Source organism: Dehalococcoidales bacterium, assembly GCA_035529395.1.
Taxonomy (GTDB): Bacteria; Chloroflexota; Dehalococcoidia; order Dehalococcoidales; family Fen-1064; genus DUES01.
Map to the genome: position 1 here is coordinate 1 of DATKWT010000136.1, position 13,627 is coordinate 13,627.

Annotated in this window: 11 protein-coding genes and 1 pseudogene; 8 read left to right on the forward strand and 4 right to left on the reverse strand. The window is 55.4% G+C overall.

Features of this window, described 5'->3' with window-relative positions; genetic code table 11:
* Together aroF and VMW13_08770 are read right to left on the reverse strand one after the other, a co-directional pair.
* Positions 1 to 885: 3-deoxy-7-phosphoheptulonate synthase (gene aroF / locus VMW13_08765; protein ID HUV44906.1), on the reverse strand; the 885-nt coding region annotated here is incomplete at its 3' end.
* A gap of 77 nt (positions 886 to 962) precedes the next feature.
* Entirely contained in the window at positions 963 to 1,541 is a 579-nt protein-coding gene (locus VMW13_08770) for a flavin reductase family protein (GenBank protein HUV44907.1), read from the reverse strand.
* 541 nt (positions 1,542 to 2,082) lie between these two features.
* Between VMW13_08770 and VMW13_08775 the strand changes: the two are divergent.
* Positions 2,083 to 2,217: pseudogene (locus VMW13_08775) on the forward strand (IS3 family transposase).
* 392 nt (positions 2,218 to 2,609) lie between these two features.
* Entirely contained in the window at positions 2,610 to 3,956 is a 1,347-nt protein-coding gene (locus VMW13_08780) for an MATE family efflux transporter (protein ID HUV44908.1), read from the forward strand.
* 85 nt (positions 3,957 to 4,041) lie between these two features.
* Here the strand turns inward: VMW13_08780 and VMW13_08785 are convergent, their stop codons facing one another.
* Positions 4,042 to 5,385, reverse strand: coding sequence for an acetyl-CoA hydrolase/transferase C-terminal domain-containing protein (locus VMW13_08785; protein ID HUV44909.1), 1,344 nt, complete (start codon positions 5,383 to 5,385; stop codon positions 4,042 to 4,044).
* A gap of 758 nt (positions 5,386 to 6,143) precedes the next feature.
* Between VMW13_08785 and VMW13_08790 the strand changes: the two genes are divergently transcribed.
* From VMW13_08790 to VMW13_08815, 6 genes are all read left to right on the forward strand, one after another.
* Positions 6,144 to 6,899: a glucose 1-dehydrogenase gene (locus VMW13_08790; protein ID HUV44910.1), complete on the forward strand. Its 756-nt coding sequence runs from the start codon at positions 6,144 to 6,146 to the stop codon at positions 6,897 to 6,899.
* Entirely contained in the window at positions 6,896 to 7,717 is an 822-nt protein-coding gene (locus VMW13_08795; protein HUV44911.1) for an enoyl-CoA hydratase-related protein, read from the forward strand. The genes VMW13_08790 and VMW13_08795 overlap by 4 nt, the downstream gene beginning before the upstream one ends.
* 248 nt (positions 7,718 to 7,965) lie before the next feature.
* Positions 7,966 to 8,733: a glucose 1-dehydrogenase gene (locus VMW13_08800; protein ID HUV44912.1), complete on the forward strand. Its 768-nt coding sequence runs from the start codon at positions 7,966 to 7,968 to the stop codon at positions 8,731 to 8,733.
* 558 nt (positions 8,734 to 9,291) lie between these two features.
* Positions 9,292 to 9,693 carry a gamma-glutamylcyclotransferase family protein gene (locus tag VMW13_08805; protein ID HUV44913.1) on the forward strand — a complete coding sequence of 134 codons (402 nt, stop codon included), beginning with the start codon at positions 9,292 to 9,294 and terminating at the stop codon, positions 9,691 to 9,693.
* A gap of 36 nt (positions 9,694 to 9,729) precedes the next feature.
* Entirely contained in the window at positions 9,730 to 10,422 is a 693-nt protein-coding gene (locus VMW13_08810) for a glycerophosphodiester phosphodiesterase (protein HUV44914.1), read from the forward strand.
* Positions 10,423 to 10,457: 35 nt separating this feature from the next.
* On the forward strand, positions 10,458 to 11,240 hold the full coding sequence (locus VMW13_08815) for an enoyl-CoA hydratase-related protein (protein ID HUV44915.1): 783 nt from the start codon (positions 10,458 to 10,460) through the stop codon (positions 11,238 to 11,240).
* Positions 11,241 to 11,243: 3 nt separating this feature from the next.
* Here the strand turns inward: VMW13_08815 and VMW13_08820 are convergent, their stop codons facing one another.
* On the reverse strand, positions 11,244 to 13,583 hold the full coding sequence (locus VMW13_08820; protein ID HUV44916.1) for a penicillin acylase family protein: 2,340 nt from the start codon (positions 13,581 to 13,583) through the stop codon (positions 11,244 to 11,246).
* Positions 13,584 to 13,627: the final 44 nt, after the last annotated feature.

Here is a 13,627-nt window from a genome sequence, read left to right on the forward strand (position 1 = left end):
TCCATCAGCACCGGCGGCCACTGCCGCCCTGGCTATTGCCGGTACCAGCGAGTAGTGACCGGCGGCGTGGCTGGGGTCGACAATTACCGGCAGGTGACTGGCCTTTTTAATCACCGGTATCGCCGAGATGTCCAGCGAGAAGCGCGTGCTGTCCTCAAAAGTCCTTATTCCCCGCTCGCACAGGATGACCTGCTCGTTTCCTTCTGCCAGCAGGTAGTCGGCAGCGGTAAGCCACTCGGTTATGGTGCAGGAAAAACCTCGCTTCAGAACGACGGGACGCTTGCTCTTACCGACGTTGGTCAGCAGGGCAAAGTTCTGCATGTTGCGAGAACCGACCTGAAGGATACTGGCGGACCTGGCCACCATATCGACGGCCTGCGGGTCGACTACTTCGGTTACCACGGGCATTCCGAAAGTCTCACTCACTTTCGCCAGCAGCTCCAGACCTTTTTCCTCCAGACCGTGAAAACTAAAAGGTGATGTCCTCGGCTTGAAGGCGCCACCGCGCAGAATACTTGCCCCGGACGCCTTCACTGCACGGGCCGCCTCCATGAGTTGTTCCTCACTCTCCACAGCACAGGGCCCGGCCATAACGACTATGCGCTTGCCACCGACCTCCACACCATCAACCGATACCAGGCTGTCCCTGCCCTTGAACTCCCGAGCCGCCAGCTTGTAAGGCTTCATGATGCGGGTGACACTTTCGACCTCGGGAAGCACGGCGAAAACATCCGTGGAAATCTGCCCGGTGGTGCTCCCCAGAATGGCAACCACCGTCCTGTCCGTACCGAGATTCAACTGGACTTCCAGACCCAACGACTCAGCCCTCTTAACAACGTTATCCACCGCTTCCCGGCTGGCACCCTTTTCCATTCCAATTATCATCGAACCCTATCCCGTCTCCTTCTCCATTACACAATCAAGATTATGCCAGACTGCGTTCCCTTTCTCAACCTCAGCACCTATATCTTCTCCCCGAGCCCACGACCAACACTGAACGCATCCGCAATTATGTCGCCAAGAGCCTGGTACTGCTGTGCTGGCGACGTAACGTAGGCAAACGGCCGAATCCTGGTCACATCCGGTTTACCATCGGTAAGGCAGTCCTCGGAAACGTGGGTCTCTTCGATTCTGCCGACAACCAGCAAATTGCTTCCCATGTCCATAATGTGCACCACACGGCACTCCAGGTTAACGGGGCATTGCTCGATGAGCGGGGCGGCTTCCAGCTTGCCGTAGAACACACGAAAGCCGCAGACAGAGACCTTATCAACCCTGGAACCGGAGACAGTACCGCAGTAATCCACCTCCTTTACCATGTCGACCGATGGTATGTTCACCGAAAACACCATGTTCTCACGGATACCCTTGAAGGTGTACCTCTTAGAGACTATCGCCACGGAAACCATCGGCGGTGAACCGTTGACAATTCCACCCCAGGCAACTGCCATGAAGTTCGGTTTCCCGCCGACATTTGCTCCTACCAGAAACACCGGCATGGGATAGACCAGCGTCTCCGGGCCAAGCTGCACCTTTGCCATAGTATCCCTCCTCTTATCCGGGCAAAGTATCAGTGCTTCACCCCGGTAGAATTGTAGCCTTTTACCGGAGAGGATAGCAAAGAAAGCGCCTCTCAGAAGAGGCGCCGCTTCTGGAGAAGGTGCGCCCCTGTTTTTGTGATATATAATATGGTGTCCTGCGCCTGATGGTGTGTCAGACCCCAACTCTGACAGGCTGTACCCCCCAATGGCAAATGGTATCACGCCGTGCCTGACACCATGTCTGGAAACAGCCACCTATGCCGCCGATTACCATCCGGTGTCACGTGGTCTGTTAGCACCGGTGTTAGCAACCGCCGAGTTCTCTCCTGGTGCAAGCTGCCCTGCACCAGGGGAATGTCCCTCGGGCCCGCGCAAAGAGCTGGCGGCAGTCCAGTCCAGTAGCAAAGTTGAGGGCCAGGTCGTGAAGTCCGCACAGGAGTTTCTAGAGCTACTGCCTGGCGGGAGTAAACTTTCCGGCAGCAACAGGTGGCAGGGAAGTCATTCTACCGGGCGTATATCGAGTGGTGCGATGACCAGAAGCTCAGGGAAAGGGAACGGCTTTGATAATGCACCGATGGAGAGTTTCTGGGGGACACTCAAGCAGGAGCTTGCCCATCGTCGCCGGTACAAGACCAGGCAGGAGGCGATACGGGATATTACCGAGTATCTGGTGATTCTCGGTTGCTAGGGCCGAGGATTAACCACCAATCATCAGCCATTCTGGCAGGGGGGATTTCACCCTACCTTCTGCCGACCCTGGTACCTCACAATAACCAACCAATGAGAAGCCGAAGTCATCTCTCACAACTACATCCACCGCTGTTTCCGTGGCCAAGTTTGCTTTCAAATGTTAATCTTGATTAATCATAAATGATTACCGAATGACAAGACAGGGTGTTTCCAGTCTTGGGCTTTCTTGCTTAACAAGTGATACAATGCCTGTTAATGTATCCCGGATGTTGATTCGAGAAGTAAGAATATCCGTGGCATAATTCCAGTTATAAACGTGTATTACTTACGCTTGCGAACGTAAAGAAAGAAAAGGTCCGCTCTGCGAAAAGCATGACGATGATAACAAAAGACTGGACACAGGGCAGTATCCTTAAAAACCTGTTTGGGCTGTCATGGCCGATGGCGCTAACCGAAGGCTTCGGTTCGCTGGTGATGACGGTTGACCTGATATGGGTGGGCAGACTGGGTTCGGCTGCTATCGCCAGTGCCGGTGTCGGTGGTATGGTTTCCATGCTGGTAATGGGTGCCAATGTCGGTCTGATAATGGGGGTACGGGCGATAGTAGCCCGTTTTGTCGGGGCGCGAGACATTAGTAGCGCCAACCACGCGGCCACGCAGGCTCTCGTAATCGCAGTCGTTTTTGGTTTAGTGGCGGTATTGGCAGGAGTAACGCTTGCCGAGTCTGTCATGAACCTGTTCGGATTAGAACCTCAGGTTGTCTCTGAAGGCGTGACATACGTCAGGATAACGTTAGCCGGTGCTTTGGCGTTCTCATTGAGGGTAGCAGCCGATAATATCATGCAAGCTTCCGGTGATACGTTAACGCCAATGAAAATAACTATCCTGACAAGGTCAATCCACCTGCTACTTGCCCCTGCTATTATCCTTGGTTGGTGGGTATTCCCCCAGATGGGAGTTACTGGCGCTGCTCTAATCAATGTGTTTACGCACACTTTCGCCATGGCTATTGGACTCTGGGTCCTTATTACGGGTCGTTCGCGCCTCAGGCTGAACTTGAAGAACTTCCGGATTGACATGAATATCATCCGGCGCATGGTAAAGATCGGTATGCCGGCAAGCATTATGAATATTCAGAGGTCACTGGGATACCTGGTGCTCGCCTGGCTCATGGTCCCCTTCGGTACCTTTGCCGTAGCTGGACATAGTCTCATTCAACGGATTGATATGCTCATTATTCTGCCTACGTGGGCGATTGGATCCAGTGCCGGAGTACTGGTGGGGCAAAATCTAGGCGCCCAACAGGTACAGCGGGCGGTGAGGAGCGTGTGGCTGGCAAGCGCTGCCATTTCTGTAGTGATGATTGCAGTAACAACGGTAATACTGCTATGGGCAGAGGGTATTGTCGGCATCTTCAACAATGAACCCGGTCTTATGGATATTGCCAGCACTTTTCTAAGAATAGCCGCTGCCGGATACCTTCTGATGGCGCTTACGGTAGTATTGCAGCAGGCACTGTCCGGTGCCGGTGACACCATGCCGGCAATGCTGATAAGCCTGATGATGATATGGGTTGTGCAGTTACCGCTGGCTTACTTTTTACCCCGGCTGACGGATTTTGGTGTCTACGGGGTCCGTTGGGCACTGGTGATTGGTATATTCGCGGGTGCGGTTGCTTACATCGTCTACTTTCACATCGGCAGATGGAAACGGAAGATGGTCTAGCTGGCTGTCACCAGGATTGAGTGTATGTGATTGGTAGAATCGAGGTAACTCTAACTTAACAGGTGGTATTCCTTTTGAGGGCAGGTCAGCACAGAGTCCTAGTATCCAGTGTGGTCCAAGGCCAGAACAGCTTCCTTGCTTCTCTCTCAAGTTCGGCACGAAAGGCAGGATGCGCTATAGCAATGAGCTCCTGCGTCCTTTCTCGCTGAGACTTCCCTAGAAGACTGGCAATGCCATATTCGGTGACGATGTAATCGACGAAATTCCTAGGTACGGTGATAATTGTCCCAGGCTCAAAGAAGGGCGTTATCCGTGAAATCTTTCCATCAGCTGCAGTTGAACGTAGCATTGTAATGGAGCGACCTCCTTTCGAGAGCATAGCACCGATAGCAAAAGAGGGCTGCCCCCCTGAGCCAGAATACATGCGAGGCCCTATTGACTCCGATGCAATCTGGCCAGTGAGGTCAACGGAGAGGGCAGCATTAATAGCCACCATGTTGTCATTGGCGGCGACGTTCCTGATGTTGACGACGTAGTCCTGAGGATAGAGTTCAAACATGGGATTATTGTCAATGAAGGCAAGTTCCTCTGGGGCCACTGCACCGAAGTTATTGCTGACTACCTTGCCAGGGTGAAATGTCTTGCACTTCCCTGTGACCACTCCGTCCTTTACCAGTTGCACAACTCCCGGAACAAGATTCTCGGCATAGTAACCAAGATCATGCCTGTCGTTGAAGATCCCCTGAGAGCACAGGGTGCGGCCAATTGAACCAGCGCCGATACCAAGGGTATCACAATCCTTGACTAAGGTCCCAACGTATTGTCCAATAACCTTCATATACTCTTCAGGTTCCGGCAGTACAAATTCCCGCGGCTCGCGAGTATACTCCACGAAGTAGTCTATCTCGGAAATATGCACAAGGTTATCGCCATAAGTTCTAATATGGTTCTCGTTTACCTCGGCAAGAACCTTCTTGGCACTTTTGACATACCATTTCTTGGCCCATATCGCGGGACCGAAGCTGCAAAAACCATGCTCATCCGGGGGGGACACTTCTGTTATGAAAACATCTGTTCCTCTTATCCCCGGTCTTCCCTCAGTCTCGGCCTTTCCCTGGATGGAGTACAGGACAGGTGAGTAATCTGCTCTTTTTTCATTCACCATTGGACGCGCCAGTGACCCCATGTAGCTTATAACAGTTATCCTAAGAGATTCCTCCCAGCCAGGCTGGTACCAGCCATAGTCTACTATAGGGTTACCTATTTGGATTTCCACGTCTTTTAGGTCGACTAACCTGGCAGTTAGCGCCTCTGAGAGGGCCTCTGACTGGTCGTTCGTAGTGAACACAACCCGGTCCCCAGACTTAACAATACTGACCGCTTCTTCTGCGGTAACCAGCTTCTTTCTGTACTCTTCTCGCCAACCCACTAATCTCACCTCTTGATGTTTTCTGCAGTGATCTACCCCCAAATAGTGTACCACCAAAATGAGCCAGATACACGGCTGTCCACGAGTCTCCTAGCCATGGCCGGTCCGATGCCCTTCACCAACCCGGAGCCAAGGTACTTCTGAATACCGGTGATCGTAGAAGGGAGCACGGAAAGGCAGGTCTCTACTCTCGGGACTGCTCACCGAACTTGGCACCCATCACCCATTCGTCTTTGAGTCTCAAGGTCTCCCAGGCGTAGGTGATGGCAGAGCACCAATGATTGTGACAAGGTCACGGCGCCGGGCGACCTGGAACCGGGCGACGGTGAAACCGCTTTCCTCGTTAAGGAAAACTATACGCTCTAGAACACCCTCAGGCGTTGCGTGTCTTCTTGTACGATTCCTGGTTACTTCCACCATAGCTACCCTCGGTCAAGGTCAACTATGGCAAATGACAGGTCACCTTGAAAGCGAATCGGTCATGGAGCGATGGTCTGGATACCACTGTACCAATCCTGGAGCCTCTCGCATCCGATATGCCCATTACACGAAACAACGAAATGGTTAATGCCTTGCACAATCAGATGAAGAGTGTCTTCCGGGTCGAGAACCCTTGACAAAGATGGCCCACGTACCTAGAGTGTTAATTAGCGGCCGGCCCAAGACAGCGATGGAACACCTGGTCTGCGCCCTATCAGTCGCGTTTGGCCTTCTCGGGATATGGTCGGCCAGCCATTCACGTCTGGAGGACAATCATCATGGAGCGTTTTCAAGATAGAGTTGCCATCGTGACAGGCGGAGCTCAGGGAATAGGCGAGGCCATCGCTCGTAAGCTTGCGGCTGAGTCTGCAAAGGTCGCCATTCTTGACATTCAACACGAGAAAGCGCAAGCGGTCGCGGACGATATATCCTCGAGCGGGGGCAGGGCTATAGGCGTGAAGACGGACGTCACCGATAGCCGGGATGTTTGGCGAGCGGTCCAAGACGTTGAAGCTATGTTCGGTAAGGTTGATGTCCTGATAAACAACGCCGGGTGGGATAAGACCGGGCCTTTCGTTGAACTCGGCGAGGAGATATGGGACAGAGTGATTGCCGTCAATCTCCGGGGGCCCATGACCGTGACGAGGGCAGTTCTGGACGGCATGATAGCCAGGGGCTATGGGAGGATAGTGAATATCGCCTCCGATGCGGGGAGAGTCGGCTCTTCAGGAGAGTCCGTTTACTCAGCGTGCAAAGGTGGGATCATTGCCTTCACCAAGACACTCGCACGCGAACTCGTCAGGAGCAACGTGCTGGTTAACTGCGTTAGCCCTGGGCCTACTGACACCCCCTTCCTGGCCGGAGTGACCTCAGACAACCCCAGGCTGGCTGAGGCCCTGGAGCGAGCGATACCGATGCGGCGTCTGGGTAGGTCCGAGGAGGTGGCAAATGCAGTGGTGTTCCTCGCCTCTGACGAGGCAAGCTACATTACCGGTCAGACCCTCAGTGTCAGTGGCGGGCTTACGATGGCATAGGACAATCATGGAGGAAAAGGCAGATGGACTTCACTGAGATCATCTACGAAAAGAGGGACGGCGTCGCGCGGATCACAATCAACCGTCCGGAGAAGCTCAACGCAGCCACGACAACAACAATGACGGAAATGGTACAGGCTCTCTCCGATGCCTGGGTGGACAGCTCCATAGGAGTAGTCGTCCTCACAGGGGTGGGGGATAGGGCATTCTGCACCGGGGGAGACCAGTCCATAAGGGAATCAGGAGGCTATGCCACAGGCGCGATGACATTACCGCTCGAAGTCATCTGGCAGCAGGCTACTCAACTTATAAGGAGTCTACCCAAGCCGGTCATCGCCAGGGTAAACGGATATGCTATCGGCGGCGGACACGTGCTGCAAGTAGCCTGCGACCTGTCTATAGCCTCGGAGACAGCTCAGTTCGGGCAGGCTGGCCCCAGAGTCGGCAGTTTCGACCCCGGCGTGGGTACGGGCGACCTGGTAAGGTGTGTCGGCATGAAACGGGCGAAAGAAATCTGGTACCTGTGCCGGCGCTACACCGCGAAGGAGGCTCTTGACATGGGACTGGTGAACTGCGTCGTGCCGCCGGACAAGCTTGACGAAGAAGTGGACAAGTGGTGCAGTGAGCTCCTGGCGAAAAGCCCACTAGCCCTCAAGATGCTCAAGTACGCCTTTCATGCTGAGTGGGACGGCATTGTCGGCATTACCAATCTTGGCGTCGGTGGTCTGTCCCTTTACTACCGGACTGAGGAAGCGCAAGAAGGACGCGATGCTTTCATGGAGAAACGACAGCCGGACTTCGGCAAGTTCCGAAAGTGACTTCTTTGGGCGGCAGGTGTACGACTGGCCCTTAGGCGTGGAAGCCGATGGACCCTATTCCGCGCTGGCGTGACCACTGATCACACAGAATGGATTCGTGTTTAACTGCATGGCTCCGAAATGGAGATTGACAACCAAGTGTCATGGATATATTGTCGGGACAAGAGCAATGAGGTATTCATACCCTCATTGCAAATTCAAATGGGAAATCCCAACTAGTGTTAAGGAAAGCAAGAAGGAGGTCCTGTATGTCTCTATTTGAACTTAAAGACAAGATCGCCATCGTTACTGGTGGCGCTGGTGGTATCGGTACATGTATCGCTCTACAGTATGCGAAAGCTGGCGCCAATGTCGTTGCCGTCAGCCGTAACCAGGAGAATCTGGATAAGGTTGCCGCAGAAATCAAGGCTCTCGGCAGGGAATCCCTTGCCATCGCCACAGATGTCTGCATCCCGGAGCAGGTAGACAACATGGTCAAACAGACGGTGGATAGGTTTGGCCGGATTGACATTATGGTCAACAACGCCGGTCGCGGCAGCCTCCCCGTCATGCCGGAGGAGCTCTCTTTTGAGGACTGGAATACCATTATTGCCCTCAATCTTACCGGCCCCTTCCTCTGCAGCATCGCCGCCGGTAAGGTAATGATTGAGCAGAAGAGTGGCAAGATAATCAATATCTCCTCGACTGCTGGCATTAAGGGCTCCCCGGGTATGGCTCATTACGGGGCGGCCAAAGCTGGTGTTATCAACCTGACCAAGTCCCTGGCTAATGCGTGGGCGCAACACAACATCAATGTCAACTGTATTGCCCCCGGTCTGACTGCGACTCCAGGGCTTAAAAGTGCGGGGTGGATGCCACCCGATAAAACCGAGGACGGCACGCCGGTACCGCCGCTGCAATTTCCCCATGGTCCTGAAGAGGTTGCCAATCTGGCCCTCTTCCTTGCTTCTGCATTGTCTGACCATATCAGCGGTGAACTCATACCAATAAGAGGGTCAGTTGCACTGGATCATTGACGCATGGGGACGTGGCACTTACCGTTTGCCTTTGCCCTGGCATGCCCCCACAAAGGATACCTCTCCCTATGTTAGAGTTGAAGATAGTGGACTTGCCCCCATTACTGTACCACCTGCAATGTTAGTTTTACGGGTTCTGCGGCCATCTTAACCGCAGCGAACTCCAGAGGGGGTTTCAGAAAGCAACTAAGGCCGCCGGCCTACCCCACCGGTCGTTTCACGAGATCCGACATACGTGTGCAAGCCTGCTGATCAGGCAAGGCGTAGACCCCAGGACCCTCACCATGTGGCTCGGACATCACAGTGTCAAGACAACCCTGGACATCTACGGACACCTGCTCAAAGGGCCAGCGGGGGTCGGCCGCGGAGCGCCTCAGTGCCGTATTCGATGAGATTCCTTCACCCGAGTAGTCAATGGAGTGTCAGCAAAGTGTTAGCAGCGAGGTTAGAAACCAGAGTGTTTACACAGGGAATACGGGCCATGGCGTACTATGGTGTATAATATGTCTCAGTAATCGCCCGGAAACCCTCGGGGAACACCGGGTCGGAGAGTGTAGGATGTACTACTTTGCCTATGCCAGCAATCTGAGCCGAAAACAGATGACGGAGCGCTGTCCTGACAACCAGCCCAGGTTTCGCGCCGTACTGCCCAACTACAAGCTGATATTCACCGGCTGGTCAAGGCAGTGGCGGAGTGGGACCGCCAGTATCAAACCTTTCCAGGGAGAAAAGGTCCCGGGGGCGGTCTACGAGATATCAGAGCTGTGCCTGAAACGACTGGACAAACACGAAGGTTACCCCACCGTCTATGACCATATAAACGTGAGGGTAATCGACGAGGACGGTGAGGCCGTCCGGGCAGTCACATATATCAAGCGGGAGCAGTCGGAAGAAACACAACCCTCGCGGGAGTACCTGGCAGTAATCCAGCAGGGCTATCACGACTGGGAGATTACCTGACCGACGGGGCCGCGACGCCAGGAGAAGTGTAAACTCATGAAGCACGTCCTCAACATAGCCCACCGGGGCTTCACCAGGGATTTCCCGGACAATACCCTGGAGTCTTTTGAAGCCGCCATCCGGATACCGGTCGATGCCATAGAATGTGACGTTCGGGAGACCGCCGACGGCCATTTTGTTATATACCACGACGCCGAGTTGTCCGGCAGGGACATAGGCCATCTGTCACTATCCGAAATCAAGGATACCCGGCTTCGTGGCCGATTCCGAATACCGACCCTCGAAGAAACCCTGGACCTGTGCCACGAACGGGTCAGGTTGAACGTCGAAGTCAAGCGGGTAGACTCTCTGGCCCGTTTCCTTGATATCCTGCGGGCGGGTATCCAACCGGACGAGGTGTTCCTGACCTCATTCAACAGGGACCTTGTGATGGAACTGGCCAGTCTGGCTCCCGATATACGGCGGGGCGTCATCACCGCCACCCCGATGGAAGACCACGTCACCCTGGTCCGGGAGACAGGGGCGGATATGATCATCGTGATGTTCCCCAGTGTGAACACCGACCTCGTCCGCGAGGCCGATGAGGCCGGCCTACCCGTCTTCGTGTGGGGTTTTGCCGACATGACCCAGGTCCGCATAGCCCTTGACCTGGGCGTGGACGGCATAATCACCGACTTCCCGGACCAGGCCAGAGCAGAGCTTGAGCGAATGGGCAAGAACTCGTCATAGCCCGCTCAAGCAGAACGGACCCGAGGAGGCAGGAAATGACCGGTAAGACCGTTCTGGTCGCCCGGGAGAATGGTATAGCCACCATTACTCTCAACCGTCCTGAGGTGCTCAATGCAATGAACACCCGGCTGAACCAGGAACTCAGGACCGTAATGGAGGAATTGAAGAGTGACAGGACGGTCCGGGTAGTGATTATCACCGGTGCCGGAGACAGGGCATTCTCCGCCGGCAGAGACCTCAAGGAGTACAGCGAGTACAAGTCCACGCCCATTGAAGACTGGGAGAGGCGTGTGCAATCAGGCGAGAACTCCGGTGTGGCCGGAATGCCCCAGCCGACCATCGCCGCCATAAACGGCTTCGCTATCGCCGGTGGCCTGGAGCTTGCCCTTGCCTGCGATATCCGCATTTCCTCGGAGAAGGCCACTTTCGGACTCTTCGAGATACGACGTGGTTTCTTTCCCGGCGGCGGGGCCACCTGGCGGCTGGCTCCACTTGTCGGCAAGGGTTGGGCAATGGAGATGCTCCTTGGCGGAGATACCATCACGGCGGATGTTGCCGAGCGTATCGGGCTGGTGAACCGGGTCGTCCCCCACGACCAGCTAATGCCTGCCGCCCGCGAGTTGGCCCGAAAGATAGCTGACAAGAGCCCGGCGGCAGTGAGGCTGGCAAAGGCAGCCATCAATCAGGCCACGGCCGCTTACGAACGCACAGGTTTCGATATCACCGTTGCCCTGCGTTCCCTGGCCGAAACCAACGAGGATATCAGGGAAGGCACCAGAGCCTTCGTTGAGAAGCGGAAGGCCGATTTCAAGGACTAGCCTCTAGCTTTCGTTATCCTCCCTTTTTACCGGTAGGAGCCACAATGTGCCCTCCTGGTTCTCCCTGATGCGGTCCCAGTTCCAGAACATCGGGCGGTACTCAAGATTGAGCCAGGGCTGGATGTTATCGTTGTAGTGCGGACTACCAGGATGCCCGGACTGCCCCGGTGGCAGTATCCACACCGCGCTGTCGACGTCGGCGAAATCCACTATCATCCGGAACGAGACACCCATATTAGTGGCAAAGCCCGTCCGGTAGCCCGGTGCGGCATTGAACACCGTAGTGCCATCGCCACCGATACCAACCGGCGGGATGTTGAAGGCTTCATCGTATGGCGGTGTCCGCCCCAGGTTGTGAATGAATGTCTGCCGGTGCAGCCTGCCCCAGTTCCATTTTGCAGAATCGGCTCCCTGGTTCTCAGTGAGGAAGTCCTGCGCCTCCTTGAGCGATTTCTGCATCACCTGCTGCCATGTCATCCCCCGTGTGGCCTCGTTCAGTTCCAGGATGGAATGGTCGTCTTCTTCCATCTGACGGAGGAGTCGGGGCAGGTAACAGCTTTGCCAGCGGTCAAGTGCGGTAGCCGCACCCGGAAGTCCGGTGAGACAAGAGAAGACGCTCGCCAGGAGCTTCTGCATGAAGACCTCATACATGGCCGCTGCTGGTGCATCCGGCGACAGTACGCAGTCCCATGATTGCAGCAGTTCCACAGCAGCCCGAAGCTCTTTCGCTGGTTCTATTTTCCCCAGCATCCGGACAATGTCTGCCGCCGGTCGACAATAGCGGTCGCCCTGGATGGCCATGAAATCCTCTATTCCGAAGCTAGCTTTGCCACGCAGCATATCTTCGACACGCCATGCCCGATAGGTAATGGTGGGCACATTCACGTGATACTTGTACCCGGCAGGAACTACCCGGTTATTGGCACTGGCAATGAAATGACGGTCCGGGTTCTTCGCCCGGGGCAGTTCCTCAAATGGTATGAATCCAGTCCAGTCATACTCTCCGGTCCACCCCGGCGCAGGCACGGCGTTAGCCCCGCCGTGAGCACGTACCGGAATATCACCAAGGAGCTGGTAGGCGATATTGCCGGAATCGTCAGCCGTTATCCGGTTCATGGGTGGGCCGGCCCAGTTACGCTGGGACTCGCGGAACTCGTCGACATCCTTTGCCCGGGCCATTCCCGGTATACACTCGAAGGTGCTGACCACTCCGTGAGCCGTCCACTGCCAGGCGAGCGGTACTCCGGGTTCAAGAGGCCCTCCGCTTACCAGCGGGCCGTGCACCGTGACCGGGATATCCTCGACCACCGGTTCGCTACGCCCTTTGACCCGGATTTCTTCGTGCCGCATCTCTGCTTCGAGCCACCGGTCCCGGTACAGGTATTTCCGTCCGCTCTCGTCAAAACGCTCCACGAACAAGTCGGCGATATCCGCCAGTGCATTGGTTACCGTCCAACCGACATGGCCGTTGTGCCCGTAGAGAAACATGCCGGGCACGCCGGGGGTACTCACGCCGGTCATCTCCCACTCCGGCGTCCTCAGGTGGCTGATGTACCACACGGGTGCGGTCTGAATAACGGCGTGCGGGTCACCGGCAAGCAGCGGTTTTCCCGAAGCACTCAGGTTGCCATCTACCGCCCAGTTGTTAGAGCCGCCTTCCGGTGAAGAAATCGGTGCCAGATTCGCGGCCAGGGCACTCATCTCAGCCAGTTCTGCCCCCAATCCCTTTCCAGTACTGCCGGGAGGGCATACCACCGGTGACTCCCCTGGTACGTCCGGTTCGAGAAGGACTGCCGCTTCCGGGCCCAGTTCACGCGCAATCGCGGCACGGAGGAGTTTAATATTGAAATCGGCAGTCTGGGTGAGGAAGATGACTTTCCAGAGGGCAATGCTGTCAGTGGGAGACCAGGGTTCCGGCTCCAGGTCCAGGACGGCAAACTCCGGCGGCAACTGGTGTATCGCGCCCATTGCCGCGTTGACACCATCGCTGAACGCCTGGAGAATATCCTGCGCTTCCTGATTTAGCTGGGGATAATCGCGCTCAGCGACACGCTGTATACCAAGTCGACGGTAGTACCGGTCGACTCGTATCAGAGGTTCACCAAGTATCTCCGAAAGCGTCCCCCGGGCAAAACGCCGTGTCCGCTCCATCTGCCATAGCCTGTCCTGGGCATGGCAGAAGCCCTGGGCAAACCAGATATCATGCTCATTGCTCGCCGTGATATGAGGGCACCCCCAGAGGTCACGAATCACGGACACGGACTTGTGAAGGCCGTCTGCCCATATCCTTCCCTTAATTTTAGGCAGTCCACGCTTCTTAAGCCGTTCCGGCGTTAACGCCATGTCAGGACCTCCCAAATTTAACACTGACACACGTCCACCGCGAA